General features: G+C 61.5%; 23 protein-coding genes. 5 read left to right on the top strand and 18 right to left on the bottom strand.

The features are described 5' to 3' along the window. Positions 1-58: 58 nt before the first annotated feature. From CAF73_RS07935 to CAF73_RS07925, 3 genes are read right to left on the bottom strand one after another with little or no spacing between them, the layout of a single operon-like run. The gene (locus tag CAF73_RS07935) at positions 59-1,516 is read right to left on the bottom strand and encodes a D-aminoacylase (protein ID WP_085702407.1); all 1,458 of its coding nucleotides are present in this window, start codon (positions 1,514-1,516) and stop codon (positions 59-61) included. 1 nt (position 1,517) lies between these two features. Next, positions 1,518-2,378 (bottom strand): MurR/RpiR family transcriptional regulator, encoded by an 861-nt coding sequence (locus CAF73_RS07930; RefSeq protein ID WP_085702406.1) that lies wholly within the window; start codon positions 2,376-2,378, stop codon positions 1,518-1,520. Positions 2,379-2,393: 15 nt separating this feature from the next. Continuing rightward, entirely contained in the window at positions 2,394-3,743 is a 1,350-nt protein-coding gene (locus tag CAF73_RS07925; protein WP_085702529.1) for a GntP family permease, read from the bottom strand. A gap of 257 nt (positions 3,744-4,000) precedes the next feature. Between CAF73_RS07925 and CAF73_RS30145 the strand changes: the two genes are divergently transcribed. Then, a complete protein-coding gene (locus tag CAF73_RS30145; RefSeq protein WP_170929807.1) occupies positions 4,001-4,162 on the top strand; it encodes a hypothetical protein in 162 nt (53 codons plus the stop codon). A gap of 232 nt (positions 4,163-4,394) precedes the next feature. Here CAF73_RS30145 and CAF73_RS07920 read toward each other — a convergent pair whose 3' ends face one another. The 3 genes from CAF73_RS07920 to CAF73_RS07910 all read right to left on the bottom strand — a co-directional run bounded on the left by CAF73_RS07920 (position 4,395) and on the right by CAF73_RS07910 (position 6,954). Next, a complete protein-coding gene (locus CAF73_RS07920; RefSeq protein ID WP_085702405.1) occupies positions 4,395-5,288 on the bottom strand; it encodes an NAD-dependent epimerase/dehydratase family protein in 894 nt (297 codons plus the stop codon). A gap of 103 nt (positions 5,289-5,391) precedes the next feature. After that, a complete protein-coding gene (locus tag CAF73_RS07915; protein ID WP_085702404.1) occupies positions 5,392-6,303 on the bottom strand; it encodes a LysR family transcriptional regulator in 912 nt (303 codons plus the stop codon). 60 nt (positions 6,304-6,363) lie between these two features. Continuing rightward, entirely contained in the window at positions 6,364-6,954 is a 591-nt protein-coding gene (locus CAF73_RS07910) for an NAD(P)H-dependent oxidoreductase (RefSeq protein ID WP_085701350.1), read from the bottom strand. 201 nt (positions 6,955-7,155) lie between these two features. On the opposite strand from CAF73_RS07910, the gene CAF73_RS07905 reads away from it, so the two are divergent. Next, the gene (locus CAF73_RS07905; RefSeq protein ID WP_065261059.1) at positions 7,156-7,470 is read left to right on the top strand and encodes a putative quinol monooxygenase; all 315 of its coding nucleotides are present in this window, start codon (positions 7,156-7,158) and stop codon (positions 7,468-7,470) included. Here the strand turns inward: CAF73_RS07905 and CAF73_RS07900 are convergent. Further along, positions 7,460-8,224 (bottom strand): sulfite exporter TauE/SafE family protein, encoded by a 765-nt coding sequence (locus CAF73_RS07900; RefSeq protein WP_085701349.1) that lies wholly within the window; start codon positions 8,222-8,224, stop codon positions 7,460-7,462. The genes CAF73_RS07905 and CAF73_RS07900 overlap by 11 nt on opposite strands. 82 nt (positions 8,225-8,306) lie before the next feature. Between CAF73_RS07900 and CAF73_RS07895 the strand changes: the two genes are divergently transcribed. The 3 genes from CAF73_RS07895 (at position 8,307) to CAF73_RS07885 (ending at position 10,428) form a co-directional block, all read left to right on the top strand. Further along, complete coding sequence (locus tag CAF73_RS07895) at positions 8,307-9,188, top strand: LysR substrate-binding domain-containing protein (protein WP_085701348.1); 882 nt, start codon at positions 8,307-8,309, stop codon at positions 9,186-9,188. A 55-nt stretch (positions 9,189-9,243) separates the two neighbouring features. Continuing rightward, the gene (locus CAF73_RS07890) at positions 9,244-9,819 is read left to right on the top strand and encodes an NAD(P)H-dependent oxidoreductase (RefSeq protein ID WP_085702403.1); all 576 of its coding nucleotides are present in this window, start codon (positions 9,244-9,246) and stop codon (positions 9,817-9,819) included. Positions 9,820-10,017: 198 nt separating this feature from the next. After that, a complete protein-coding gene (locus CAF73_RS07885; RefSeq protein ID WP_085685536.1) occupies positions 10,018-10,428 on the top strand; it encodes a MerR family transcriptional regulator in 411 nt (136 codons plus the stop codon). Positions 10,429-10,494: 66 nt separating this feature from the next. Here CAF73_RS07885 and CAF73_RS07880 read toward each other — a convergent pair whose 3' ends face one another. The 11 genes from CAF73_RS07880 to CAF73_RS07830 form a co-directional block, all read right to left on the bottom strand. Continuing rightward, positions 10,495-13,110: an RND family transporter gene (locus tag CAF73_RS07880; protein ID WP_085702528.1), complete on the bottom strand. Its 2,616-nt coding sequence runs from the start codon at positions 13,108-13,110 to the stop codon at positions 10,495-10,497. A 33-nt stretch (positions 13,111-13,143) separates the two neighbouring features. Next, entirely contained in the window at positions 13,144-13,980 is an 837-nt protein-coding gene (locus CAF73_RS07875; protein WP_085701346.1) for an outer membrane lipoprotein-sorting protein, read from the bottom strand. A 70-nt stretch (positions 13,981-14,050) separates the two neighbouring features. Further along, on the bottom strand, positions 14,051-15,346 hold the full coding sequence (locus tag CAF73_RS07870; RefSeq protein ID WP_085702402.1) for a DUF1302 family protein: 1,296 nt from the start codon (positions 15,344-15,346) through the stop codon (positions 14,051-14,053). 2 nt (positions 15,347-15,348) lie between these two features. Next, positions 15,349-16,113, bottom strand: a complete 765-nt coding sequence (locus CAF73_RS07865) for an SDR family NAD(P)-dependent oxidoreductase (RefSeq protein WP_085701344.1) — start codon at positions 16,111-16,113, stop codon at positions 15,349-15,351. Beyond that, positions 16,110-16,847 (bottom strand): 3-oxoacyl-ACP reductase family protein, encoded by a 738-nt coding sequence (locus CAF73_RS07860; RefSeq protein WP_085685527.1) that lies wholly within the window; start codon positions 16,845-16,847, stop codon positions 16,110-16,112. Before CAF73_RS07860 ends, CAF73_RS07865 begins: the two co-directional genes overlap by 4 nt. A gap of 9 nt (positions 16,848-16,856) precedes the next feature. Continuing rightward, complete coding sequence (locus tag CAF73_RS07855) at positions 16,857-19,727, bottom strand: aminotransferase class III-fold pyridoxal phosphate-dependent enzyme (RefSeq protein ID WP_085702401.1); 2,871 nt, start codon at positions 19,725-19,727, stop codon at positions 16,857-16,859. A gap of 54 nt (positions 19,728-19,781) precedes the next feature. Next, entirely contained in the window at positions 19,782-20,990 is a 1,209-nt protein-coding gene (locus CAF73_RS07850) for a beta-ketoacyl synthase N-terminal-like domain-containing protein (RefSeq protein ID WP_085702400.1), read from the bottom strand. After that, positions 20,987-22,282 (bottom strand): beta-ketoacyl synthase, encoded by a 1,296-nt coding sequence (locus CAF73_RS07845; protein WP_085702399.1) that lies wholly within the window; start codon positions 22,280-22,282, stop codon positions 20,987-20,989. The genes CAF73_RS07850 and CAF73_RS07845 overlap by 4 nt, the downstream gene beginning before the upstream one ends. Then, entirely contained in the window at positions 22,279-23,337 is a 1,059-nt protein-coding gene (locus tag CAF73_RS07840; protein ID WP_085702398.1) for a beta-ketoacyl synthase, read from the bottom strand. Before CAF73_RS07840 ends, CAF73_RS07845 begins: the two co-directional genes overlap by 4 nt. Before the next feature lies 1 nt (position 23,338). Next, positions 23,339-24,613, bottom strand: coding sequence for a beta-ketoacyl-[acyl-carrier-protein] synthase family protein (locus CAF73_RS07835; RefSeq protein WP_085702397.1), 1,275 nt, complete (start codon positions 24,611-24,613; stop codon positions 23,339-23,341). Positions 24,614-24,621: 8 nt separating this feature from the next. Then, positions 24,622-25,191, bottom strand: coding sequence for an acyl carrier protein (locus tag CAF73_RS07830; protein ID WP_064382630.1), 570 nt, complete (start codon positions 25,189-25,191; stop codon positions 24,622-24,624). Positions 25,192-25,564 lie beyond the last annotated feature (373 nt).

Below are 25,564 nucleotides of genomic sequence, written 5' to 3'. Positions count from 1 at the left end.
CCTGGTGATGGCTTTCTTTAATTGCAATGTGCCATCACCGTGACGCAGTCAGCAAAATTCAACGAAAGCCGTCGCGCAGATCGCCCTGGCGCGCCAGGAACCGCCCTGCTGTTTGCCCGCTGGCCTGGCCGTCGCGATAACTCAACACACCATTGATCCACACCCCTTCGATGCCTTGCGCGGCGCGTTGCGGGTCATTGAAATCCGCCACGTCACGCACGGTTGCCGGGTCGAACAACACCAGATCCGCCCAGTGCCCTTCTCGAATCTCGCCCCTTTCCTTCAGGCCAAAACGCGCCGCCGACAGACCGGTCATCTTGTGCACCGCGGTGTGCAGTGGAAACAACCCGACATCGCGACTGAAATGTCCGAGCACCCGTGGGAAAGCGCCCCACAGACGCGGATGCGGGAACGGGTCTTCCGGCAGGCCATCCGAACCGACCATCGACAGCGGATGGGCGAGGATCCGGCGCACGTCGTTCTCGTCCATCCCGTAATACACCGCGCCCGCTGGTTGCAGGCGTTTGGCGGCGTCAAGCAGCGACAGGTTCCATTCGGCGGCGATGTCCATCAAGTCGCGACCGCCCATGTCCGGATGCGGCGTCGACCAGGTGATGGTGATGCGGTGGGCATCGGTGACCTGCTTCAGATCCAGGGTCGAAGAACTCGCCGCATACGGATAGCAATCGCAGCCGACCGGGTGGGTTTTCGCCGCTTCTTCCAACGAGGCGAGCAACTGCGGACTGCGGCCCCAGTTACCGGCGCCAGCACATTTGAGGTGGGAAATGATCACCGGCGACTGTGCGTGGCGTCCGATACGGAAGGCCTCATCCATCGCCTCCAGCACCGGTTCGAATTCACTGCGCAGGTGGGTGGTGTACACCGCGCCAAACGCATTCAGTTCTTCGGTCAGTTGCATGACTTCATCGGTGGAAGCCGAGAACGCACTGGCATACGCCAGACCTGTGGATAAACCGAGGGCGCCCGCCTCCAGGCTTTCACGCAACTGCTCGCGCATCGCACTGATTTCATCGTCGGTCGCGGTGCGAAACAGATCATCAAGATGATTGCTGCGCAGCGCCGTATGCCCGACCAGCGCCGCGACGTTCAGCGTGGTATTGGCCGCTTCCACCGCTGCGCGGTAATCGCTGAAGCGTGGATAAACGAACGCGGCTGCCGAGCCGAGCAGGTTCATCGGATCCGGCGGATCGCCGCGCAAACTGACCGGCGCCGCACTGATTCCGCAGTTGCCGACAATCACCGTGGTCACGCCCTGGCTGAGCTTGGGCAGCATCTGCGGCTGGCGGATTACCACGGTGTCGTCGTGGGTGTGCACGTCGATGAAACCCGGCGCCAGCACACGGCCGGCGGCGTCGATTTCATCGTTGGCGCGGGCCTCGCGCAAGTCGCCGATCTGCGCGATGCGGCCATCGAGGATCGCCACGTCGGCGGTATAACCGGGGCTGTTGCTGCCGTCGATGACCAGGGCGTTGCGAATCAGGGTGTCGTACAGCATGTCAGTCTCCCAGCGGCAGGTGATCGTCGCCGCCACGGTATTCGTCGAGGGCGAGTTTGATCCGCCGCAGACGTTCTTGATTGTCTTCAGGGTTGGCCAGCGCCAGCTCGGTGGCCAGCACGTCGATGGCGAGCAGCATGCCGTAGCGCGCCGCCGTCGGTTTGTAGATGAACGAGGTCTCGGCGCCTTGAAGCGGCAGGACGATATCGGCCAGTTCCGCCAGCGGCGAGTCGGCGCGGGTGATGGCGAGAATCCGGGCGCCGTAGTTGCGCGCCAGCGCCACGGTCTCCAGCAATTCCGGGGTGATGCCGGTCAGCGAACAGACGATCACCACCTGCTCGGCGCTGAGGCTGGCGGCGGTGACGCGCATCATCACCGCGTCGTGGCACACCGCAATCGGATAGCCGAGACGCACCAGCCGCACTTGCAACTCATCGCTGCACAGGGTCGAGCAACCGCCGATGCCGAAGGCGTGGATCATCCGCGCCTGGCCCAGCAGTTTCACCGCATCGGCGAAGCGCGATTCGTCGAACGCCGCCAGATGCTGGCGCAGGGTGGTTTCGATATCGCCGACGATCTGCCCGTAAAACGCCGACTGCTCGGGCATGCCCGCCGGGTCGAGGAAACGGCTGCCGACGCCGCTGGCCTGGGCCAGTTGCAGACGCAGATCGCGCAGGTCGCGGCAGCCGACGGTGCGGGCAAAGCGCGACAGTGTGGCGGTGCTGACTTCGGCCCGCTGCGCCAGCTCTTCGAGGCTGGCGGAGGCGGCAAATCCTACGTCGTCGAGCATCAGACGGGCGATGCGTCCTTCACCGGCGCTGAAGGAATCCTGACGGGCGCGGATCTGATAAAGGATGTCCATGGCGGAAAACTCCGACTACAGCAGGTAAGAAAGACCGACGGTCAGGGCGAAAGCGACTACCGAGATCAGGGTTTCCAGCACCGTCCAGGTCTTGAACGTCTGGGCCACCGTCATGTTGAAGTATTCCTTGATCAACCAGAAGCCGCCGTCGTTGACGTGGGAAAAGATAACCGAGCCCGCACCGGTCGCCAGCACCAGCAGTTCCGGGTGTGGATAACCCAGACCGATGGCCACTGGCGCGACCACGCCGGAAGCCGTGGTCATCGCCACGGTGGCCGAACCGGTGGCGATGCGCATCAACACGGCGAACAACCAGCCCATGATCAGCGGCGACAGGTGAAATTCGTGAGCCAGGCCGACGATCTGATCGGTGACGCCGGCGTCCACGAGAATCCGGTTCAGACCGCCACCGGCGCCCACCAGCAAGGTGATGCTGGCGGTCGGTGCCAGGCATTCGTTGGTGAATTTGAGGATCGATTCCCGGTTGAAGCCCTGTGCAATGCCGAGCGTCCAGAAACTCAACAGCGTCGCCAGCAACAGCGCGATCACCGAGTTGCCGATGAACAGCAGGAACTGATTGAAGCCGCTGCCCGGCGTGGAAATCAGGTTGGCCCAGCCGCCGATCAGCATCAGCACCACCGGCAACAGAATGGTCGCCATGGTGATGCCGAAACCCGGCAGGCTGTCGCGGGGCTCGCGTTCGAGGAATTGTTTTTCCAGCGGGTTATCCGCCGGCAACTGAATGCGCGGCACGATGAATTTGGCGTACAGGGGACCGGCAATGATCGCCGTCGGAATGCCGATGGCAATCGCGTACAGCAAGGTCTGCCCGACCGACGCCTGATAGGCCTGCACCGCCAGCATCGCCGCCGGGTGCGGCGGCACCAGCGCATGCACCACGGAAAGACCGGCAACCATCGGCAAACCGACCATCAGGATCGACACGCCGACCCGCCGCGCCACAGTAAAGGCAATCGGCACCAGCAACACGAAACCGACTTCGAAAAACAGCGGCAGCCCCACCAGAAACGCGATACACACCATCGCCCAGTGCGCGTTCTTTTCGCCAAAGCGTTCGATCAACGTGCGCGCCATCTGCTCGGCGCCACCGGACTCGGCCATCATCTTGCCGAGCATCGTCCCCAGCGCCACCACCAGCGCAATATGCCCCAGCGTCTTGCCCACCCCGGCCTCATACGCCCCCACCACGCCGGACGGCGGCATCCCCGCCACCAGCGCCAGGCCGATGGAAATCAGGGTGATGACAATGAACGGATTGAGCCGGTAACGGGCGATCAGAACGATCAGGGCGATGATGGCAACGGCGGCGTACACCAGCAGCCAATAGCCGAAGGACGGTGTCATGCGGTACTCCTCGAAAGGGTCACGTTCGAATGGGTTGTGAAACTCATAAATCATTTCGAGATCGAGTTTTCAAACGAAGTGAAAGTAATTTTCGTGGAGGGATAAGGGTTGTCGCTTTTGGATATGTCTTGTCGTGAATAATGAAAATCGCGGGGTAGGATTTTCATGACCCGGCTGAAGGTTTTGCCCAGACCACAAGGTTTTCAACATCAATCCAGGCGCTATACTCGGCAGACGCTTTCTATCGAGTTCCTGCCATGACTGCTTCGCGCCGCCGCCCCAAAAAGCTCACTGCCGAAGCGTTGATACGCGCGATTGCCAGTTCGACAGCCATCGAAACGGGTCAGAGCGTTGAATCGATTGAACGCAAGCTGAAGCTCAAGGACAGCAAGTTTCTGCATCTTTCTCTGGCCAAATGAGATCGTCACTCAAGTCCACAATGCCTGCCGAACCCAATACTCCATGGGTTCGTAATTGCAATTCAGCCCTTGGTTGATTGCCTCAACCATCCTTGCCCCTCCTGATGCCACTGAACATTGAAAAGCGCCGGGGATTTGCCCCGATGCCAGGACAAATCAAAAAACACAAACGGCTGCCCAAAGGCAGCCGTTCACAGGTTAGTCGCAAAGCCCTCTCGGGTTTAATCAACCCTCACACCATTTCGTTACGAATCCATTCAACCACCGACGTGCGCTTCGGCACCCAGCCGAGCAGTTCGCGGGCGTGTTTGCCGCGTACGCGGCTGTTGGAGCCGAGGCCGTAGTTGGCCATTTCATAGCCCCACTCGGCTTCAGCGTCTTTGAGCGGCCAGTCTTGTGGCTGGCCCAGATTCAAGGCTTCGGCCATGGCGGTGGTCATGTCGATGAACGACGCTTCGCCGCTTTCGACGAAGTAGAAGGTGCCCGGGACGTTTTTGGTCAGGGCCAGCAGGTACAGCGACACCACGTCTTCGATGTGCACGTTGGACCAGATGTTCTGACCGCTGCCGACGTGACGCACCACGCCGCTTTTGCGTGCCTGTTTCAGCAGACGCGGCAGTTGCACGCTGTCGCGATTGACGCCCAGGCTGTGGCCGTAGATCAGAGTGTTGCAGATGACGGCCGAGTTCACGCCGTCCTTCGCTGCCGCGAGGATCAGGTTGTCGATGGCCACCCGTGCGGCCTTGTCGACGGTCGGCTCCGGCAGGTTGTCTTCGAAGTAGATGACGTCGCTGGATTTGCCGCCCGAGGCATCGCCGACGATGCTGGAACCGCTGGTGTGCAGGAACACTTTGTTCGAACCGCGCAGGGCATCGAGCAAGGCTTCGACCGCGCCGCGATGGTCGCTGCTGGCGGCGTTGATCACGGCGTCGGCGGCGCGGGCCTGTTCGGCCAGCAGTGCCTTGTCGTCGAGGGTGCCGATCACCGGGGTGATGCCCAGTGCCTTCAGCTCATTGGCCTGTTCGGCGCTGCGCACAAGACCGGTGACGCTGTGGCCGGCCTGGACCAGACCGGTGGCGATGGAGCCGCCGATAAAACCGGCAGCGCCGGTGACGAATACGTTCATGGGGAAACTCCCTGCGTGAGTAAGTGATGCAACGAGTATCGATCGGCAGGTCCTGTGGAAAAACCCGCCCTCAACCAATTCACTCTTGCGCAGGGGTCACGAATCAGCCTTTGAAATCGGCGCTGGCGTAAGCCGCCAGTTTGCTCTGGATAAAATCCAGGAAGCACTGGATGCGCAGCGCCAATTGCGAGTTGCGGTAGTACACCGCGTTGATCGGCTGGCGATAACCGCTGTTGAATTCCGCCAGCAACATCTTGAGGCGCCCGGCGCGGATGTCGTCGATGGTCATGTAATGCGAGAGGCAGGCAATGCCCTGGCCCTCCAGCGCCAGATGCCGAACCGTCTCGCCGCTGGAGGCGCTGATCGCCGGGGTAATCGGCCAGCGATCGCCGTGCACGTAACGCAACGGCCACTGGTTGAGGCCTTCGTTCTGGGTGAAACCGAGCAAGGTGTGGTCGCTCAGGTCAGCCACTTCCCGCGGCGCGCCGTGTTTTTCCAGATACGCGGGACTGGCGACGATCAACAGCGGACTGCAACCCAACGACCGCGCATGCAACGTCGAATCGGCGAGGGGGCCGATGCGGATGGCGACGTCGGTGCTTTGTTCCAGCAGGTCAATGATCAGGTCATTGCTGTTGAGTTCGAGCTGGATGTCCGGGTACAACCGACGGAATTCGTCGATGTACGGCACGATGGCGTGGAGCATGAACGGCGACGCCGCGTTGATGCGCAGTCGTCCTGACGGGGTTTGCTGGCGCGAAGAAAGACGTTCTTCGAGTTGATCCATCTGGTCGAGGATCAGCTTGGCCTGTTCGAAGAAATACTTGCCCTCCTCGGTCAGGTCCATGCGCCGTGTAGTGCGGTTGATCAGCGTGGTGTCGAGCTTGGCTTCCAGCCGCGACAGCGTGCGGCTGACCGCCGACGGTGTCTGCCCGACCTGCTCGGCGGCGGCGGAGATCGAACCGCATTCGATCACGCAGACGAAAATCTGCAACTCATCGGATCTGGCTTTCACGGGTGTCCTCGAATCGAAAGGCCTGCTGCGCAAGCTCAGGCCTTCGATAGTAGCCGAGCGTCAGGCCTTGAGGCCAAACACCTCGGTCAGATGCTGCTCGTAACGCGCCACATCCGCTTCAATATTCGGGCGTTTCATCACGTCCACGCAGAGAAAGGTCGGCAGGCCGGTCATGCCAAGAAACTCGTTGGCCTTGTGGAACGGGAAGTACACGGCGTCCACGCCTTTGGCTTCGAAGAAGTCGGTCGGGTCATCGAACGCCTGCTGCGGTGCGTTCCAGGTCAGCGACAGCATGTACTGCTTGCCCTGGATCAGACCGCCGCTGCCGTACTTCTGCGACGCGTCGGAACGGGTGCGACCATCGCTGGCGTAGAGGCTGCCGTGACCTTCGGTGAAGACTTCGTCGATGTACTTTTTCACGGTCCACGGCGCGCCCATCCACCAGCCCGGCATCTGATAAATGATCACGTCGGCCCAGAGGAATTTGGCGACTTCTTCAGCGATGTCGTAACCCTCGTCGATGAAGGTGGTCTTGACGTCGACACCGCCGCGATCCAGCACGCTCAGCGCCGCTTCGTGCAGGGTGGTGTTGTAGCGACCGTCGGAGTGAGCAAATTTTTTACCGCCATTGAGCAACAGCACTTTTTTCATGGGAGAGCCTCGATCGGATTCCGATGCGCAGCGCAGAGCGCTGGATGGAGAAGGGGAAAAATTGAATGGCGGCAGATTAGCGATCCGCCCCGCGCGGAATAAGCATCGGTTGCGCAAAATTCATTTGATTAAAACGCACGAATCGAATGCCGATTGTTGCCGTAGGATTGGCCGCCATCTGAATCTGAGGAGTTTTTTGCCATGAGCGAACGCCAGGGTTTCATCCTGCACGCCAAGACCCGCCCGGAAAAAGCCGAGGCCTTCGAAGCGTTTTTCCGCGCTTACGTCGAGCCGAGCCGCGCCGAACCTGGCTGCATCGAGTACCACATGCTGCGCGACAAGGAAGACCCGAGCCTGTTCATCTTCTACGAGATCTGGGAGAGCCAGGCGCATCTGGACGTGCACTCGAACCTGCCGCACATGCAGCAGTTTCTCGCCAATCGCATGGAGTATCTGGAGCGGGATTTCGATATCCGCCCGATTGAAATGCTCAGCGCGTCGTCCGCTAGCCGCTGATCAGCAGATGGGCGCCGAGCGCGCCCAGACCGATGAAGAACACCCGCTTGAACAGCACGGCACTGATGCGCTGGCGTAGCCATTGGCCGAGCAGCATACCGAGCATGGCAGGGAGCAGCGCCAGCAGCGAAGCGCTCAATTCCGCGCCGCCGAGCGACCCGCGCCAGAGTAATCCACCGGCCAGCGCCAGGGTCGAAACCGTGAAGGACAGGCCCAGCGCCTGCACCAGTTCATCGCGGCTCAAGCCCAGGGCCTGCATGTACGGCACGGCGGGAATCACGAACACGCCGGTGGCCGAAGTGATGACGCCAGTGATCACGCCACACAGCGTTCCCAGCCACGTTTCATGGCGGCGACTGACACTCAGCGTCGGCAGGAACAATCCGCTCAGCGCATAGAGCAACAACGCCGCGCCCAACCCGCGCACCACCCAATGCCCGCCGGCCATGCCGATCCACAAGGTGCCGATGGCCGTGCCGAGAGAGATCGCCAGCAGCATCGGCCACAAGCGTTTCACCAGCCCCTGCAAATGCCCGCCGAACGCCAGTTGCCAGACGTTGGTGAGGGTCGCCGGAATGATCAGCAACGCCGCAGCCTGCGCTGGCGCCATAGCCAGACCGAGCAGGCCCATGGCGACGGTGGGCAGGCCGAGACCGATCACACCCTTGATCATGCCGGCGACGACGAAGGTCGCCATCACCAGCAACGACAAGGCCAGACCGAGGTTCTGATAGAAATCTGCGAGTGCGTTCATGGCGATACTGTGCGCCTGCACGGATGAACTGAAAATCTGTCATACACTGAGGCAGCCTCTCTTTCAGCAAGAGTCACCACCGATGCACTTCGACCTCACCGACCTGCGCCTGTACCTGCACATTCTCGACAGCGGCAACATCACCGCCGGCGCCGCCCGCAGTCATCTGTCGCTGGCAGCGGCCAGTGCGCGGATCCGGGCGATGGAAGCTTCGTTGGGCACCGAGTTTCTCGAGCGCGGGCGGCGCGGAGTCACACCGACGCCGGCCGGCAAGGCCCTGGCGCAACATGCGCGACTCCTGTTGCAACAGGCCGAGCGCATGCAGCAGGACTTGAACGAATACGCCCGGGGTGTGAAAGGCCAGGTGCGTTTGCTGTGCAACACCACGGCCATCAGCGAATACCTGCCGGAAGTGCTGGCGGATTTCCTGCGCGAACATCCCAACCTCGACATCGACTTGCAGGAACTGCCCAGCGCCCGCATCACTCACGCCTTGCGCCAGGGAGCAGCAGACCTTGGCATTGTCTCCGACGCCGTGGACACCCACGACTTGCAGACCCGGGTCTTTCGCGACGACCCGCTGGTACTGCTCGTGCCGCCGGGTCATGCGCTGGCAGAGCGTCTCTCGCTGACCTTTGCCGAAACCCTGGCCCATGACTACGTGGCGCTGGGTGCCGACAGTGCCCTGGCGATTCATCTGGAAGAACAGGCGCTGCACATCGGCCAGCGCATGGCGATCCGTATCCGCGCCGATGGCTTCGATGGGCTCATGCGCATGGTCGTGCGCGGGGCAGGCCTGGCAATCGTGCCCAAAGTGGCGGTTGAGCGCTGGCCCCGGACGAACGCATTGGCCTGCGTGCCGCTGGACGATGCCTGGGCCAGACGGACACTGCATCTGTGTTCAAGAAACTTCGCCCATCTGCCGGCCTACACCCAAGCCTTGCTTGATGCTCTGACGCCTTGACTCTACCGCTAGGGGCAGACTCTATCCTGTGAGCTTCTTTTCAGGAGTACACACTATGGGCAAACGAATGCTCGTGATTCTGGGACACCCCTCCACCGACAGTTTTTGCGGAGCACTGAGTGAAACCTACGTTCAGGCGGCCAAGGACGCCGGGCATGAGGTGCGGTTGATGCGCCTGGATGCGCTGGATTTCGACCCGGTCCTGCACGAGGGTTACAACAAGATTCAGCCGCTGGAACCCGATCTGCTGCAGGCCCAGGCCGACATCACCTGGGCCGAGCACCTGACTTTCGTCTATCCGATCTGGTGGGGCGGGATTCCGGCGTTGATGAAAGGCTTTCTGGACCGCATCTTCCTGCCCGGTTTCGCGTTCAAGTACCGCGAAGGCAAAGCCTTCCCGGACAAACTGCTCAAAGGCCGCACCGCCCATTTGCTGGTGACCATGGACACGCCGTACTGGTACTACAAATGGTTCTACCGCATGCCGGGCCTGCACCAGGTGCGCAAGACCACGCTGGAGTTCTGCGGAGTCAAACCGATCAAGACCCTGACGTTCGGCCCCATGCTCGGCTCCAAACCGGAGCAGCGCGACGTGTGGCTGCAACAGGCGCGATCCAGCGCCGCGTTCTGAATCTGACGCGACTGTCCAACTGACGGCGCCGCCGACGCCGTCAGCCTTCCACGGGCTCTCCCACGAGCCCGTCCGTCAGCTGTGCGCGTCATTTACGCACAGTTGCAACCTGCCGATGGTATTCACCCTATAATCGCCCGCCGATCAGGCTCGAGCCTGGTCACGCTACGCCCCGTTTTATCATCGAGATGGATCTTTATGTATATCGGCAAAGCCGCCCAGCTGTCGGGCACCACAGTCAAAAGCATTCGCCATTACGAAGAAATCGGCCTGTTGCCCGAGCCCAAGCGTGAAGGCAAATACCGTATCTACAGTCAGGAAAGCGTCGAGGTCCTGACGTTCATCAAATGCGCTCAGCAACTGGGCTTCAAGCTCAAGGAGCTGCAGGTCATCCTGAACAACTACCGCGGCGAGGAATTCCCCTGGGACATGGCACAGAATGCCATCGCCCGGAAAAAAGCCGAGCTGGTGACCCAGATCGGCGATTTGCAGCAGTTGTACGATGGGCTTGAAGCGTTTGAAAACAACCTCCACGAGGCTCGACAGGAATGTCAGTTCGAGCGCATCGCCCGGCAGGGGGAAAAAACCCCGGCCGCTACGCTGAACTGAAAACCCTTCTGCGGCGCATGGGCCGGTTCGCCTGTCGGATCAGGGCAGGCGGAACCGGCTCGGGCTTCAGCCCGGTACTGCCTCTGCGTCGAGGCGTTGCGCCCGAGCGGGCTGGGCAATCGGCTCAATCGCGCCGAAGAACCACGGCGAAACCAGCGTCACCAGAATGATGGTCATGACCCCGCTGGAGAACAGCGCCATGGCCACCAGCGCCCCCAGGTCGACAATCGGCTTGAAGTCAGAAAACAGCAGCGCCATGAAGCCCACGGAGAAAATCACCACGTTGATCACCGTCGAGCGACCGACGCTGTGCATCGCCTGCAGAATCGCCGCGTCGACTTCAATGCCCTGCTGCACCAGCCATTTGATGCGCGACAGCAGGTGCACCGCGTAATCGACCACGCCCACCACCAGGAAAGTCACCAGCGTCGTGCCGATGTTCAGCTCGATCTTGAACAGAAACATGAAGCCGTAGACCGTGACCGAGGTGGTCAGCAGGGTCAACATGCCGAGAATGCCCAGCCGCACCGACTTGAGCCAGTACATCATCATCAGCGTGACGACCAGCAACGCCAGGGAAAAACTCAGTACCTGGCCCTGGGTGATTTCCTGCAACACACCGGTCCAGATCAACGGCGTGCCGGCATGCGTCACCTCCAGATTGGCCGGTTTGTTCACCAGCAGCCAGGCGTCGAGGCGATCGAGCATGCCCTGATAATCACTGGCGACCGACGAGGTCATGGTGTACAGCGTCAAGGCCTTGGAGAAGTCGGCGTTGAGCACGTTGTTCAAGTCCGAGCCGCCACCGTTTTCGAACAGCATCACGTGCTGCTCGATCAGCGAATTGCCTGGCACTTCGAATTGCTCGACCTGCCCGTCATCATTGACTGAGCTCACCTTTTCCATGGCGTTGGGAACGCGCAGGTAATCAGGGTTCATGTCGTTGAGCACCAGGTTCATGCGCTTGACGTAAGTGGCCAGGGAGTAGCCGTAACTCACGTTCGGCTGCTGCTTGATGAAGTGGTCGAGCTTGTCGATGAACTGCACCACCTCCGTGGTCAGCACCCCGCGAGGCTCCTTGCTGTCGATGGCAATCCAGCCCGGCGCCGTACCCGCGACGTTGGCGTGGTTGATGAACTGGTCCGAAATGCGGATATGGCTTTCGGGTTTGAAATAGGCAATGCCCGAGTCTTCGATATCGACGCGGAAGGTGAACACGGTGGCCAGCGCCAGCAACGGCAGCATGACCATGAGAATCGGTTTGCGAAAGCGGATCATCCAGGCGCAGAACGCCACCAGATAACGCGAGATGATCGATTCCTTGTGCGCAGCGACCCTGGCTTGCGCTGGTTGATCCTTGCCCCAGATGGAGATCCAGGCCGGAATCAGCAGCAACGAAATGATCAGCGCCGCCGTCAGGCCGATGGACATGAACACGCCGAAGTTACGGATGCTGACGATGTTGTTGGTGGTGGAAATCATGAACGTGGCGATGGTCGTCACTGTGGTCAACACCACCGGCACGACCATCAGCCGCTGGGTCTCGCGGTTGGCGTCACGGTTGCTCTTGCCGGCGTTTTTCTGCTCGTAGTATTCGGCCATCACATGGATGGCGTCCGAGCAGCAGATGGTGAACAGAAACACCGGCAACACGCTGGTCAACAGGTCGAACGGCACCCGCAGCAGCGCCATCAGGCCCAGCGTCCAGATGGTGCAGAACAGAATGTTGAACAGCGGCAACAACACGCCCAGCGGTTTGCGGAAGAAGAAAATCAGCAGCAGGGTGATCAGCAGAAACACGATCGGAAACAGCACCGCCAGGTCATGGTCGATGATTTCCTGTTGGGCCGCGATGAAGATCGGCATGCCGGCAATGAAAATCTCGTCCTTGTACTCCGGATGATCTGCCTGATACTTCGCGACGATGCCCCGCACGATCTGATAGGCGCGCAATTGCGCCTGGGCGTCATCCTGCTTGGTACCGAGTTCGGCCACCAGCATCGCGACTTTCTTGTCCTTCGACACCACGCCGTCGACCATCAGTTCGTTGCCCATGATCTGTGACTCGACCACGGCCGGATCCATGTCATAGGCGTTGAGGGTCTTGTGGATCAACAACTCGCCATCGTCGGTCAACACGATGTTTTCCAGGTCGCCCATCGACGCCATTTCGCGAATCGGGTTGATTCGCTCGGCGAGGAAGGTCAGGAACAACTGATCATGAGCATCCCAGTTCTGACTCTGGGCATGATCGCGCAGGGCCTTGGCCTGAGCGTAATCATTCTGGGAAAAACCGTCCTCCAGAATGTCCCGGGTCAATAGCTGCGCGCGGCTGTCATTCGGGTAGCGAGCGACGATTTGCGTCAGTTGCTCCTTGTCGGCGTCGTTGGCCAGGATCATCTTGCGCACCGACTGCGACATCGAAAACAACGCATTGAGCGTCTGTTTGTTGAAGACCGTCTGCGGGTTGTTCAACGCCACCATCACCGAGTCGAAGGTGCCGGTGAACTCACCCTGCAAATCGATGATGGTCTTGCGCGCCGGATGGCTGTCCTTGAGCAGATAAGGGTTGGTGTCCGAGATCAGCGCGCCCAGCGTATAAGTGAAATACGCGGTGATCGCCACCAGCAGGAAAACGATCGCCCGCGCATGGCGCTCGACGAAGTTCAGGTATCTTTCCATGATCATGTGTTCCAGGGTCGTCGGGAGCGGCGCTTAGCGGGCAGTCACGGAAAATTCCGGCAGGTCACCGGTTTTCAGCCCGCGCTTGATGGCGGTCTGGGTAAACAGCCGGTCTTCCAGCGGGACGTTGTACTGCAACTGGTTGAAGCGCATTTCCGAGCGCGTGCCGTCGATGAAGTGCTCGGTTTCACTGAGCACGATGCTGTCGATCCCGTCGATGGTCTCGACCTTCTGGGTGCGCATCTGCTTGATCAGCACACCTTTGACGTCGAAGAAGTCCTGACGCATGACCAGGAAATTCTGCTTGTCGATCCACACCTTGAGTTTGTTGTAACCGGTCTTGGCCAGCACTTCCGGGGACGCCGGTTCACGTTCGATCACGTAGCAGTCGCGGCCCTTGATCTGCTCTTCTCCCAGCAATGTCTGCGAGTAATCCTTGACCCGGATCTTGTCCAGGTCGGCATAGGAGTATTCGCTGCCCATGAACGAGCCGCGCTTGTCGGTGGTGGAGATCCGGCGGGTCTGGCGGCTGACCGGCAGGTACATCCACTGGCTGTCTTCCAGCCCCAGCGTCTCGTGCGGGTTTTCGATGTGGAACGCGACGTCGCGCACATCGGTCGGCGCCGAGAAATACATGCTGAATTTGTCGCTGTCCGGGTAGTCCTTCTGCAGGTAAGTGAATTCACGAACCCGGGTATTGCCCTTCTTGTCGTGAAGGATCAACGACACCTGGGACATGAAGCTTTTACCGTCATTGCGATCGCGCACCTGGCGAATGATTTCATCGGCATTGCTGCCGTCGGCAGCGCTGGCGCAGACGCCACTGAGGATCAACGCGGTGGCGGTCAGACTTTTCAAAAGCGGCAACATCGGAATTTCCCTTTTCGTCGGATGAGTACATGCGGGCCTGCGCCATCGGTGGCAGGCAGGCGTCACGGGGTTAAAACAGATAGCCGGCGGACAGGCGCACTTGATCGCGCTTGCTGTACTCGCCGAAGGCCCTGTCGGGTTTGCCGAAGAACACGTCCACTTCCAGTCCCAGCTTGATGTAGTCCACCGGTTTGTAGGTGAAGATGCCCTGCAGCAAAGCGTTGTCCTTGAGCGGCGGCGAGGCCGCGGCCACCAGTCGGCTCTTGAGCCGGTCCTGCCAGTGAGTGCCTTCGGCCGAGAGGGTGAACAGCGGCTCGCGCTTGTCCTGCAGCATCCCGTCCTGCCAGTCGAGCAGCACCTGCTCCTGCCATTGCGCCGAAATCAGCCAGTCGCGCCACAGATAGTCGACGCCCAACAGCGACTTGACCATCGACGTGCTGTCGGCACCGTAGGCGCGGGTCGGATTGGTCACGCGCCAGTTGTCGAACCAGGCAATCTCACTGCGCACCACGATGCTGTGACCGGCGTCGATCGCCAGACCTGCTCCGCCCATGGTGTAACGGGGAAACTGGCGTTCAAGACGCGTACGACCGTCATCGGCCAGGCCTTCGACGGCATACACCGGATCCTGCTGACGTGCGCTCAGTGCCACGAAGCTGGTGTCCACCGCACCGATCCGGCCATTGGCGCTCAGACCATAGGCATAGCCCTTGTCACCGTCATAACCGGGTTTGGAATCAAGCAGGAAATACTCCGGATCGGGCGCCGCGAACAGCGGCGCGGCGAACTCGCTGCCCGCCACCGGCGGCCGGTTCTTGACGAAGTCGGTGATCCACAGCGCTTCCAGCTCCCACTCGCCCACAGGCTGCGCCACGCGCACCATCGGCACGGCGATGCGGCTGTCCTCAAGCAACGGGGTCAGTCCATCGCGATAGTCCAACGGGTTGATCTGGTCCAGCACACGCAGTTCATCCGCACGCCCCCAGACCACCTGCTGCCAGCCGACCGTCACTTCACCATCGCCCAGCGAATGACCGACATACAGATGCCGCCAGTCAGCGTCGAAGCGATACTTTTCCCGGGCGCGTTCGCTGTACGGGTTGTTGCCGTCGTAGCGGGCGTCATACCGTACGCGACCCTTGGCCTTGTAATAACCGCCGTCCCAGTTGTCCTCCAGGTTGGCTTTGAAATACACGGCCTTCTGTGTGACCTGATCGTCACCGTGCAGGCGCAGTGCCGTGGCCACGCCGATTTCGGCGTCGGCGTAATCGGGCTTGAGATCGTCGACTTCCAGGGCCGCGACAACCGCCGGAGCGGCCACGCACGCCCACATCGCCCAGGCGATGCGGTTGATAGATCCTGGCATCGCTACATTCCCAATCCGACGCCGCCATCGATCACCAGGCTCTGGGCCGTGACCCCACCGGCTTCAGGACTGGCCAGGTAACGCACCATTGCCGCCACTTCTTCGCTCTGGATGAAGCGGCGCATCGGCAGTTTTTTCTTCGCGTTGCGCACGATCTGTTCCTGGGTCAGACCGGCGATCGCCGCTTGCGTCGCCAGTTCGCCCTGGAGCATCGGCGTATCGATCCAGGCCGGCAGAATCGCGTTGACCGTGATCTGCCGCGACGCCAGGTCCAGTGCCAGAGCCTTGGTCATGCCGACGATGCCGTGCTTGGAAGCGCAGTACGCAGTGTTGCGCACCTTGCCGGCCCGGCCGAGGATCGAGGACATGTTGATGATCCGTCCCCGATCCGGCATCAGCGCCAGGCACAGCGAGGTCACGTAAAACGTACCGTTGAGGTTGACCGAAATCACCTTGTGCCAGTTGTGCAGATCTTCGGGCTCGTTTTCATTGCAGATACCGGCACTGTTGACCAGCACGTCGACCTGCTTGATCCGGGCGCCGAGCTGCTTGAAAAACGCTTCCATGGCAGGCAGGTCGGCGATGTTCGCCGCGTGGGTCTCGACCCGCGCCTTGATCCGCTCCTGCTGCTCATCGACCCAGCCCTGCAATTGCGGCAAGTCCAGGTCCAGCAGGATCAGGTGATTGTCGCCATTGGCCGCGAAGTCCTCGGCCACCGCGCGCCCGATGCCTTTGGCTGCACCGGTAATCAGAATGGTGCGGCTCATGGCATTTTCAACCCGCCGTTCACCGGCAGGACCTCCCCGGTCAGGTACAGGCCACGGTCAGCGAGGTACAGCACCGCCTCGGCAATTTCCTCGGGTTCGGCGTAACGCTTGATCAGCAACCGCGACTGGATCTGCTCCTCCTGACTGCCGATCAGTGCGGTGCTCATCTCGGTCTTGACGATCCCCGGCGCCACCGCATTGACCCGGATATTGCGCGGCGCCAGCTCGACCGCCAGCGCACGGGTCATGGCCTCGACCCCGCCCTTGGCCGCGGCATAGTTGCTCTGGCCCTTGCCGGGCTTTTGCGCGGCGACCGAACTGATATTGACGATGCAGCCACTGCGCTGGCGCAGCATGCCCGGCAGCACCTGCTGACAGCAGAGCAAGGTCCCGACCAGGTTGGTCTGGATCACCTCCAGGATGTCGCTCGCCGGCATCGTCGCCAGCAAGCCGTCACGGGTAATGCCGGCGTTGTTGACCAGCAGATCGACGCGCTGGAAATGCGCCTCGACCCGTTCGAAAAATGACGCGATGCTGTCGCCACGGCTGATGTCGCATTGCAGCGCCAGGCAATCCACGCCCGACGCCTGCACTTCATCACGCAAGGCCATCGCCGCTACTTCATCACGCACATAACTGAACGCCACTTGATAACCGGCACCTGCCAGCGCCAGGACGATGGCGCGGCCGATGCCACGGCTGCCGCCGGTCACTACTGCTACTTTGTTCGGCATGACCGTTCCTTACAGCGAGTTATCGGTTTTGAACTGCGCGAGGCTGAACCCGTGGGTCGCGGCCAGTGCACGGATCTGCTGCACTTGCTCACGGCTGATGTCGCCGTAGGAGTAGTGCTGTTTCATGCCCGACAGCCCCATCAGTACCGACTCCGCCATGCAGGCATACAACTGACCTTGCTTGAGGTAGGCGCGAACGTTGGGGGCCAGGCCATCGCCCAGCGGCGTCTGGACAATCCCGCCGTGCATGTACAGCACGTCGGAGCGCTGACCGGCGAGGTTCTGGTCCACGTTCAGCGGTACGGCGATGTCGCAGATCACGCTGTTCTCGGCAAAGTGTCCGGCACCGAGAAACGCCTGCGGTGCATTCGCCGCACACAGCACGATGCGCGCTTGCTTCAAGGTATCCAGGTCGTTGCTGACGGTGATGAACGCGTCGCTTCCCAGTTGCTCATCGACCAGTTGCGCCACACGCTGCCCGAGATCGGCACTGTTGCCATGGGCTTGCAGCAGGGCGTCGATACCCCGCAGCTGCTGCAGGCGACTGGCGAGACGATCATGCTCGGCAACCCCCTTGAGAATGGCCCGGGCGGCTTCGGCGTAAATCTGCTGAGCGGTTTTCTCCAGGCGTCGCAGCGAGCCGTCGCGACCACTGCCGATCAGGATCAGGTGCTCGACACGGGTCGACAACAGCGAAGCGTAGGTCGAAGCAATGTTGCCGGCAGCACCGACCACCGCAGCGGTCTGCCGGCTCAGTTCCAGACCTTGCTGTTTGCAGCCCTGCTCGATCGCTTCCAGGCCCATGCCGATGGTCAGCGCGTTGCCCGAGGTCAGCGCCATGTCAGGGATTTTCAGCGCCTGACAGTTGTTGGTGACGATCGAGGTGTACATGCCCAGGCCGGCCACGCCATAGCCGTCGGCGCGGGCATCCTTGATGCGATTGCCGACTTCCTCGCGGATGGTTTCCAGATCGCCGCTGGCGATGTAAGCCGCCATCGCATCGGAATCCATGCACAGCGGATAGAGGGTGAACTCCACCGCCGTGCCGAGTTTCGAGCGGATCTGCACCGGGCCGATAGGCGCCGCGCGGCGCTCGGGGGCCATGCGTTTGATGAACTCGCGCTTCTGCTCCGGGCTCAGGGTCGACAGCGATGGGTCGACATCACTGAGCATGTCCGCATCGATCAGGTGGTTGATGAACGCCACGCGTGCTACCACGCGCACGTTCTCGTCAGGCTTTGGGAGGCTTTCGGTCTCCGTGAAGCTGACATCGCGCGCCGGAACCTGGGCAATGCTGTCGGCACACACACCGGCGGCCAGCGGGAAGGCATCGCGGCGACGCAGCATGTCGCAGACTTTTTGCAGCGAAGCGATCAGGCCATCGATTTCCTGGAAGGTGATGCACACCGGGGGTTCCAGGCGAATCACATTGGCGTTGCTGCCCGACGGCGCCACACGCAACGACTCGAACTGCAACAGATAGCCGGCAATGATGTAGCCCAGCGCTTCGTTGTACTGCGCCGACGCCTGGACCAGCGAACTGGTACCGGTCAGGTCATGCAGTTCGAAGCCCAGCAGCAGGCCGCGTCCGCGCACATCGGCGATCACGTCCGGATAGGCCGCCTTGAGCTCCAGCAGCGAAGTCTTGAGGTACTCGCCCTTCTTGTTCACATCCTTGAGCATGGCGCTGTCGTTCTCGAACAAGCGGCGCAGGGCCGACAGCGCGATGTGGCACGACGCATCGTCTTCAGCGAAGGTCGAGCTGTGGATGTAGCTGAAATCGTTTTCGTAATGACTGGCGCGAATCACGGTGGCGGCGATTTTCATCAAGCCGCCGCCCAGTGCCTTGGACAGGCAGTAGTAGTCGCCCTGCAGGTTGAAATGGGTGGCGCCGAGCAAGGTGCCGGTGCGGCCGAAACCCGACTGCACTTCGTCGATGACCAGCGGGCATTGCTGCTCGTTGCACAGACGACGCAGGCCCAGGTAGAACTCTTTGGCAAACTCGTTGATCCCGCCCTCGCCCTGAATCGGTTCCAGCAGCACGGCAGTGATTGCGCTGAACGCTTCACGGCGCACGTGCAGGGTTTCGCCACTCCACGCCAGACTCAGCCAGTGATGCTGATGGCGGGCCGGCAGCTCTTGCAACTGCTGCGGTTGATCCGGATCGATGAATTCGACGTTGAGCCCGAAACGGGCAAACGGCTTGCGGTATTGCTTGCCGTAAGTCAGTTGAACGGTGTTCACCAGTTTGCCGTGGAAGCTGCCTCGCACCGCGAGGAAGACCGGCTCGACATGCAGTTGCGCGAGGTTGTGCTGACGCACCGCCTCGGCCACCTGACGCACGGTCACGCTGGTCAGGTGCGGCGGCAACAGACCGGCCGGCAGATCGAGATCGTCGATTTCCAACTCGACATAGGCCTTGTCACTGGCCACCAGATTCGCCAGTTCGAAATCATGTTCGTCGAACTGCTTCTGCAGGTTTTTCTGACGACGGTACTCGGCATGCTTGACGGCGATTTCGACCGACTCGGCGCCACTGTTGGAGAACGTGGAAATGTAGCGCTCGGTGTTGTTCAGCTCACGGTTGAACGCTTCGCTGAGTTCGCGCCCCAACTGCCCCGCCGCGCCACGCACCGACATTTGCGCGTTGAACGGCACATCGGCGCGCAGCAGGCCGCACAGCTGATCGACGAATTGCGGATCGTTGTGACCGTACAGCGCGGCACCGTAGCCACCGAGAAAATCGGTCACGGTCACTTCGTCACCCTGCTTGTCGCGGTAGAACAGTTTGCTGCCCTGCGCCCGATGGAACTGGCACTCCAGGCCCAGGGCCTGCATCAGTTCAACGAATTTTGGCCGAACGTAATCGCGGTAATCCATGACAGTCATATCCCTTGAGTAAAAATTCAGAAGCGATGTATTGCCTTGAAGCGGTCAGTCGTCCGCCTGCAAGTCGAGTTGGTAACAGGCGCTGAAGCCGTTGTCGTCGCGGTTGATCACCAGGCAATCGTGCAGAACGGCATCCCGTGGGTCGCCCGACACAAACGGCAGATGCGTATCCACCGGCTGCGTCAGCCCGGCAATCGGCGCGATGCTTTGGGCCTGCAGCATCTGGCGGGCGAGGATCAGGTCGACCAGGCTCGGCGCACCGCTGAGGATGCCGGTCAGCGCCGTGCCGCTGGTGATGTGTGCAGCGCCGGTACGGGCCAGGGTGCGGGCCAGATCGGCGTCCTGTAGCGCAGTGCCGGTGGCGCTGCTGATCAGCAGATCGACCTGTTTGTCCGGCAGGCTCAGAGCGTCCAGACGCGGGTGCGCGAACAGCGCCGTCAGGCAGGTCTGCGGTTCCGGAGGCAGATCCGCGGCCCGCCGCAGCACCAGCGCAGCGGCGCCTTCGCCGGCAATGCCGCCCGAACCCTTTCGGTCGAAGGCGAGCATCTGCCGGGAACCGTCGGTACCGATCACACCGGCCTCGGCGAGCGCGACCAGCGCCAGCGGGTCAAGTTCACTGCCGGCCCCGACCACGATGGCCACGTCGATGCGCCCACTCTGCAAGGCACTGTGCGCCTGACGCAATGCCGCCAGATTGCCGGCCACGCCTTGCATATAGGCGTTGCACTCGCACTCCAGCTTCAAGGCCAGACTGACCACGCCGAGCAAGCCGTTACTCAGACTCTTGAGCACCAGAAACGGATCGAGCGCACGCTCCTGCAACACTTGACGGGCGAGGCGGTTCATGTCGGCTGCGCTGTCGGTGCGGCACTCCTGAAGCAGTTCCCCATAGGAAGCCACCGACGGATGGGTATACCCGCCCTGACAGCAATAGAGGCCATAACGCAAACCGTCCTGACCGGGTTCGACGCCGGCCTCGGCCAGCGCCTGACGCACTGCGCTGACGCCCCAGATCACCGCCGGCGGGCAGTAACGCTGCAGGTTTTGCGCAACGTCCTGGCGACTGCGTTGGTGCGTGGCGTCATCGATCTGTCCGAATGCGGCGATGCGTTCACTGTGAAACAGCGTTGTTTGCAGCGCTGTGATCGCACTGCGACCTTCCCGGGCCGCCGCCCAGAAACACTCGACGCCCCAACCCGTGGGCAACACACAACCGCTGCCAGCGATGGCAATGCGTGCAGTAGCGCTAGTCATTGTCCGTGCTCCCGATATTTGCCAAGGGCCAGCGAGGTGTTCAGGCCGCCGAAGCCAAAGGAGTTGCTGAGGGCGTAATCGACACGACGGCTGACGGCCTGACCGGCGCAATAATCCAGATCACAGCGTTCATCGGCCTCGTGCAGGTTCACGGTGGGTGTGACCAGATCGTTCAGACAGGCCAGCGCAGTGACAATGCACTCCGGCGCCCCGGCCGCCGCGATCAGGTGACCGAATTGCGACTTGTTGGCACTGACCGCCAGCGTCTGATAATGCTTGTGCTGAGCAAACACCTGCTTGATGGCCAGGGTCTCGGCAACATCATTGAGGGGCGTCGAGGTGCCGTGGGCATTGATCAGGTCAATCTGCTGCGGCTGCAACTCCGCATCGTCCAGCGCCGCTTGCATTGCCAGCGCGGCGCCCCGGCCCTCTGGCTGCGGTGCGGTGACCTTGTAGGCATCCAGGCTGCTGCCGTAACCGAGCACTTCGGCATACGGGGTCGCCCCTCGCGCCAGGGCATGCTCAAGACTTTCCAATACGACAAACCCGCCGCCTTCGCCGGCGATCAGACCGCTGCGGTCACGATCGAACGGCCGGCACAGATCAGCGCCCCAGCGCTGCTCGCCCGAGGCTGCGCCCAGCAGGTACAAAGCGGCCATGGTGTCGAGGTTGAGCACCGAGTCGGCACCACCGGCCACGGCAACATTCACTTCGCCGCGACGAATCATCTGGAACGCATTGCCGATCGCCTGGGATGCGCCGGCACAGGCGCTACTGATATTGATCACCGGGCCTTCACAACCGAGGTCGTCGGCAATCACTCGCGCCAGACGGTCGTTGGCCTGACGCAAGGAACCCTCGGCGCTGACTTCTGTTGCCCGCGCCATCAGGTGTCGCCAGTCCGCTGCATCGCCGTCCGGCGCCTGGGTCAGGAGCATGTCGGCGAGCATGTGTTGCGGTGCCCCGGAGGCACACAGCACGGCAGCCTCGCGCAACTGCTCGGGGTTCAACCCGCTGTCGGCGACGGCCTGGGTGGCAGCCACCCAGCCAAAGCGACTGCGTTTTTCCAGGGGCAGCGTCCAGGCCGGGTGGTCCTGCAAATGCCCGGGTAACAACGTCATGTCAACGGGCGCCGCGTAGCGAACCGGAAACTCATTGTCCTGCAGGTCTTGCGGCTGCCAGGGGCGCACGCAGTGTTCGGCGCCGAGCATTTTTTCCCAGAGGGTCTGCCATTCGAAACCGAATCCGGTTACCGCGCCCATTCCGGTGATCACAATCCGTGTCGCACTCATGCGTACTTCTCCAGGGTTTCACTGGCCAACAGCAATGCGCCCCAGTGACCGGCGCGACCATGACTGACGAGCAAGGTGTAACCAGGCACAGCGCCTGCTCCGCGACTGTGGTGCAAAGCCATGGCGACCTCGGTCAGCAATCCGCTGGCGCCCAGTTCGCCGGTCATTGCACTGACATTGCGCAGGTGTTGTGGCGTCGATTCAAACAGGCTCATCAGTTGCCGGTCGGCGGGATTGGCCACCACCTTGGCAACGTCACCCATACACAGTTTTTCCTCGCTCAGGGCGCGTTCGATCACGCGTTTGCCGACGGCCAGCGCGCGCTGCGGATCGGCGCTGTAACCTCGGGCAAACCCGGCGACACGCAAGATCTGCGTAGCGTCCTGCGCCGGTGTCGAACTGAGCAACAGCGCCGCAGCGCCTTCACCGTAAACCGGCTCGTCCGCCAAAGCGGGCTCGCGCAGGTACAGGGCCGGTGTCAGGTTCGGACTGCTGCTGACCACCAGCGCCGCATCGGCGTGTTGTTCGGCAATTTGCTGGCAGGCCTCGATCAACGCATCGAGCCCGGCATTGTCCTGGGAGCAGAAGCCGCCCATCGGACCATGGCAATTCAGCGCCTCGGCCACGTAAGCCATCACACTGCTGTTGAGCAGCGTCAACGCATGCAATGGCGGGGTGTTGGCCAACAGTTGCGACAGCTGTTTGTGCGGCTGTTCGAGGATCGCCTGCACTGCATCCCAGCACGGACTAGGCGCGTCCACTTCCGGAATGGCGGCGGTCAGGGCAATGCGCGCAGCAGGCAGTTGCAGCGACGCCAGCGCGGGCGCCAGGCGTGCGGCGCAATGCAGCAGACGCAGCCCCTGCGGCTCGACGCTGCGTTGGATCTTGCGATCGAACAGATCGCTGGCCAGGCGCGGCGCGGGCAACACCAGGGCGTTACGTTGCGGGTCGAAGGCCAGCGGTTGTGGCACCGGCGGTGTCGCGAGCAGGTCGGCGCATTCGCTGCCGGCGGCATTGAGCACGGCAGCCGCGTTGATGTAGAGGGCTCTGTTCATGTCATGCCCTCCCCAGAACCAGCGAACTGTTGACGCCGCCGAATCCGAAGGAGTTGGACATCACCACGTTGATCGGCTGGCGCACAGGCTCGCTGAGGAACTTCAATGAAGGATACTCGGCGCGCTCAGGCTCATAGTTCAAGGTCGGCAACAGCACACCGTCGCGCAACGTCATCAGCGACAGTACGGCTTCAATGGCGCCGCTGCCCGCCAGAGAGTGACCCATGGCCGACTTGTTGGCGGTGAAGGTCATGAAGTCCTGACATTCGCCAAACAGCCGTTGCAGGGCCAGGGCCTCGCAACTGTCGTTGGCCTGGGTGGAAGTCCCGTGGGTATTGACGTGTTGCACGGCACTGCGCAGCAGCCCGGCATCTTCGATTGCAGCGTCCATGCATTCCTCGTACTTGCTGCCATCCCGGCTGCTGGAGGTCATCTTCTGGGCTTCGCAGACATTGGCGTAGCCCAACACTCGTCCCAATGGCCTGGCCTTGCGTCGTCGGGCATGCTCGGCGGATTCGAGAATCACCAGGGCCGCGCCTTCGCTGAGCACAAAACCACTGCGATCCGGCATGAAGGGACGGCTCTGCTCGCCTGCCGGCAGGTCGGCCTGGCACAGCGCGCCAAGGCTGTTGAACATGTAATAAGGCAGCTCGTTGGCCATCAGCTCCACGGCACCGCAAATCGCCAGATCCACCTCACCGCGCTCGATCGCCCGGTAGGCGCTGCCGATGGCCATGGTGCCGGCGGCACAAGCGTCGGAATGGGTCGAGATGCAGTCGCGTATACCGAGCCAGTCCGCCAGGTGCTGGGTCTGTTGATCAACCCGACGCACGAACGCAGCGCTCGGCGGTGCCGGATGGTCGAGCAGGCGATCCAGATCGACTCGCCCCGCGTCATCCATGCATCGACTGACCCGCTGCAGATCGTGACTGTCGGCACAGTATTTATTGGCCCCCAGGAACAGGCCGCTGCGGCTGTGGGCAAAGTCGGCCGGAGTCAGACCGGCGTGCTGCAACGCCTGACGCGCGACGTACTCGGCCAGCACGCTCTGACGTGGGTGCAGCGCTGCATTGCCACCGAATCCAGCCGCGATCTTCTGCCACTGCACGTCATCGATAAACCCGGCCGCACTGTTGCGAAACCCCAACGCCTGGAACCGGGGATGTTCGCGGACACAGGATTGTTTCCGGCAGATGCGCTCGAACAACGTGGCAGCGTCCAGCGCCATGGGCGCCACCAGGCCGAACCCGCTCACATAGACTTCTCGTGCCCGCATGTGAGCTCCTACACCGTCTCTTTGACGTGAGTGGCCACAAACTGCTCGACCAGTTGACGGGAGACTTCGTCGCCATCGGCCGGCACCAGGCGTGCGCTGCAGGCACCGCAGACCACTTGCTGACGCTCGTTGAGCACGGCTTGATGGGCGTTGCAGTCAGGGCAGCTCGATGGCAGGTAATTGAACAGATTGCGACATTGCTGCGCCCAGTTGAGAACTGTGGTGGCCGCGAACACCTGCGCCGGCTGCATGCCGGCCTTGAGCTGGTCCGGTGCGTAGGCGCTCAGGCTCTGCTCCAGCAGGGCCTTGCCGTTTTCAGTGATCCGGCCGTTGGCCAGAAACTCACTGGCATCCCCGCAGACAGCCACCGCATGGTCCAGCACGCTGGTCTTGGGCAAGGTGCAACCATACTGGCGGCCCAGCTGGAAGCTGAGGTCGACGATGTCCAGCGAATCCGCCCCCAGATCTTCGACGATGCTGCTGTGCTCATCGATTTCATCGGCGCTCATTACTAGCAACTGCGCGAGAATGGCGCGGGTGCTGCCAATGACCTGTTCCAAGTCCAATGGATTGTTCATTTCTATCTCCCTATATGTCGTGGCTGACTCATATTTTCCGCATACGAGAAGTAACTTTTCCTACAGCAACTTCTCGCGCGGCGGAAATCTAAACTCTGCCCTTAAGGGGAGAGTCAACGAGCTGTTCAAAGTTTTTTATTTGATCTGAGACGGACATGCACACGCCCGTAAATGCTGCACTCGATTGGTGCGGACGATGGGTCGGAGCGACATATTTACTTAACAATGTCCGGGTAGGATGGAGCGCCCCGCCGCGCTCAGCCCAACTATGGAAAGCAACTTAGCGATGACTTCGCTGGCGTATCACCTGCGAAATTAAAGCAAGTAATTTTGTTATAAGTTCATAACCCTTGTTCCAGATCAGTACATTGCT

It is taken from the genome of Pseudomonas sp. B15(2017) (assembly GCF_002113215.1).
GTDB lineage: Bacteria > Pseudomonadota > Gammaproteobacteria > Pseudomonadales > Pseudomonadaceae > Aquipseudomonas.
This window is presented reverse-complemented; position numbering and strand designations above follow the sequence as displayed.

Coding starts and splice junctions, on each gene's coding strand:
- CAF73_RS07875 (WP_085701346.1), bottom strand. CDS start 13,980: ATGTTGCCGCTTTTGAAAAGTCTGACCGCCACCGCGTTGATCCTCAGT.
- CAF73_RS07900 (WP_085701349.1), bottom strand. CDS start 8,224: ATGAACGCACTCGCAGATTTCTATCAGAACCTCGGTCTGGCCTTGTCG.
- CAF73_RS07905 (WP_065261059.1), top strand. CDS start 7,156: ATGAGCGAACGCCAGGGTTTCATCCTGCACGCCAAGACCCGCCCGGAA.
- CAF73_RS07870 (WP_085702402.1), bottom strand. CDS start 15,346: ATGCCAGGATCTATCAACCGCATCGCCTGGGCGATGTGGGCGTGCGTG.
- CAF73_RS07830 (WP_064382630.1), bottom strand. CDS start 25,191: ATGAACAATCCATTGGACTTGGAACAGGTCATTGGCAGCACCCGCGCC.
- CAF73_RS07850 (WP_085702400.1), bottom strand. CDS start 20,990: ATGACTAGCGCTACTGCACGCATTGCCATCGCTGGCAGCGGTTGTGTG.
- CAF73_RS07845 (WP_085702399.1), bottom strand. CDS start 22,282: ATGAGTGCGACACGGATTGTGATCACCGGAATGGGCGCGGTAACCGGA.
- CAF73_RS07835 (WP_085702397.1), bottom strand. CDS start 24,613: ATGCGGGCACGAGAAGTCTATGTGAGCGGGTTCGGCCTGGTGGCGCCC.
- CAF73_RS07925 (WP_085702529.1), bottom strand. CDS start 3,743: ATGACACCGTCCTTCGGCTATTGGCTGCTGGTGTACGCCGCCGTTGCC.
- CAF73_RS30145 (WP_170929807.1), top strand. CDS start 4,001: ATGACTGCTTCGCGCCGCCGCCCCAAAAAGCTCACTGCCGAAGCGTTG.
- CAF73_RS07880 (WP_085702528.1), bottom strand. CDS start 13,110: ATGGAAAGATACCTGAACTTCGTCGAGCGCCATGCGCGGGCGATCGTT.
- CAF73_RS07855 (WP_085702401.1), bottom strand. CDS start 19,727: ATGGATTACCGCGATTACGTTCGGCCAAAATTCGTTGAACTGATGCAG.
- CAF73_RS07885 (WP_085685536.1), top strand. CDS start 10,018: ATGTATATCGGCAAAGCCGCCCAGCTGTCGGGCACCACAGTCAAAAGC.
- CAF73_RS07910 (WP_085701350.1), bottom strand. CDS start 6,954: ATGAAAAAAGTGCTGTTGCTCAATGGCGGTAAAAAATTTGCTCACTCC.
- CAF73_RS07865 (WP_085701344.1), bottom strand. CDS start 16,113: ATGAGCCGCACCATTCTGATTACCGGTGCAGCCAAAGGCATCGGGCGC.
- CAF73_RS07890 (WP_085702403.1), top strand. CDS start 9,244: ATGGGCAAACGAATGCTCGTGATTCTGGGACACCCCTCCACCGACAGT.
- CAF73_RS07935 (WP_085702407.1), bottom strand. CDS start 1,516: ATGCTGTACGACACCCTGATTCGCAACGCCCTGGTCATCGACGGCAGC.
- CAF73_RS07840 (WP_085702398.1), bottom strand. CDS start 23,337: ATGAACAGAGCCCTCTACATCAACGCGGCTGCCGTGCTCAATGCCGCC.
- CAF73_RS07895 (WP_085701348.1), top strand. CDS start 8,307: ATGCACTTCGACCTCACCGACCTGCGCCTGTACCTGCACATTCTCGAC.
- CAF73_RS07930 (WP_085702406.1), bottom strand. CDS start 2,378: ATGGACATCCTTTATCAGATCCGCGCCCGTCAGGATTCCTTCAGCGCC.
- CAF73_RS07860 (WP_085685527.1), bottom strand. CDS start 16,847: ATGCCGAACAAAGTAGCAGTAGTGACCGGCGGCAGCCGTGGCATCGGC.
- CAF73_RS07920 (WP_085702405.1), bottom strand. CDS start 5,288: ATGAACGTATTCGTCACCGGCGCTGCCGGTTTTATCGGCGGCTCCATC.